This window comes from Microcystis sp. LE18-22.4A (assembly GCF_027531105.1).
GTDB classification, from domain to species: domain Bacteria; phylum Cyanobacteriota; class Cyanobacteriia; order Cyanobacteriales; family Microcystaceae; genus Microcystis; species Microcystis aeruginosa.
This window is the reverse complement of record NZ_JAPZRB010000313.1, coordinates 1-1,645: the sequence shown is the minus strand read 5'-3', so window position 1 is coordinate 1,645 and position 1,645 is coordinate 1. Positions and strand designations below refer to the sequence as shown.

At 45.7% G+C, this 1,645-nt stretch carries 1 protein-coding gene; it reads left to right on the top strand.

Translation table 11 applies throughout. The features are described 5' to 3' along the window. Positions 1-1,645: Calx-beta domain-containing protein (locus O9295_RS14015; protein WP_288033407.1), on the top strand; the 1,645-nt coding region annotated here is incomplete at both ends.

The following is a 1,645-nucleotide window of genomic DNA, read 5'->3' as shown; positions in this document are numbered from 1 at the left end:
CTATACCTTCACCCGTACAGGAGTAACAACAAATGCTTTGACAGTAAATTATACAGTTGGGGGAACAGCGACATTTAGCACAGATTACACTCAAACCGGTGCAGCAACTTTCACCAGTGCAACAGGGACAGTGAATTTCGTTGCTGGTTCATCCACTGCTACCGTAACTGTTGACCCCACTGCTGATACCACAGTAGAAAGTAATGAAACTGTTGCTTTAACTCTCGCTGCGGGGACAGGTTATACAGTTGGGACAACTACCGCAGTGACTGGGACAATTACCAATGATGATACCAATGTCACCCTAGCGGTTTCTCCCAGTAGTGTTACCGAAGATGGTACAACAAATCTGGTTTATACCTTCACCCGTACCGGAGTAACCACTAATCCTTTAACTGTCAACTACACCCTCGGAGGGACAGCGACTCTCAATACCGACTACACTCGTACAGGGACTACCAATACTGTCACCTTTGCTGCTGGTTCATCCACTGCGACGGTAACAGTTGACCCCACTGCTGACACAACAGTTGAACCCGATGAAACCGTCATTTTAACCCTCGCGACCGGGACAGGTTATACGATAGGTACGACTACTCCAGTGATGGGAACAATTACCAATGATGATGTCACCCTTCCCAGTATTACTCTTGCAGTTGCTCCCGCAAGCGTTACCGAAGATGGTACAACAAATCTGGTTTATACCTTCACCCGTACCGGAGTAACCACTAATCCCTTAACCGTCAATTACACCCTCGGAGGGACAGCTACCCTTAATACCGACTACACTCGTACAGGGACTACCAATACAGTCACCTTTGCTGCTGGTTCATCCACTGCGACGGTAACAGTTGACCCCACTGCTGACACAACTATTGAAAGTAATGAAACTGTTGCTTTAACTCTTACTGCGGGTACTGGTTATACAGTTGGGACCACCACCCCAGTGACGGGGACAATTACGAATGACGACTTTCCCCAACTCTCCATCAATAATATTACCGTGGTCGAAGGCTTAGATAATAATGCCATCCTCACCGTCACAGTTGATAACCCCAATCCACAACCAATTACCTTCAACTATACCACTGGGCCCATTGATGCTACCGCCGATGTAGATTACACTAGCAAAACCGGAACTATCACCATTGCTGCTAATACTGCCACCGCTACTATTAGCATTCCCCTCCTCAATGATAACCTCAATGAACCTGATGAAGTCTTCACCGTCACCCTCTCCAATCCGGTTAATGCTACCATCAATCCCGACGAAGCAATTGGACAAGTAATTATTACTGACACCCTACAAAGCGCAATTACTCGCACCTTACCCAACAATGTCGAAAACCTCAGACTAATTGGCAGTAATAATATTAACGGTACAGGTAACGCCAGTAACAATAATATCACCGGAAATAGTGGCAATAATCAAATCAATGGAGGTGCGGGAATTGATACTTTAACCGGTGGTTTAGGTGCAGATACTTTCATCTTCCAATTTGGTCAATCTACCATATCCGCAAGCGATAGTATCACAGATTTTGCCATCAATAGTGATAAAATCGACTTATTAACTCAAGGTGGAACTGCCATGAATGCGCCTAGTAGTTTCAGTCGCGCTGCTGATAGCACTGTCACCACTTTA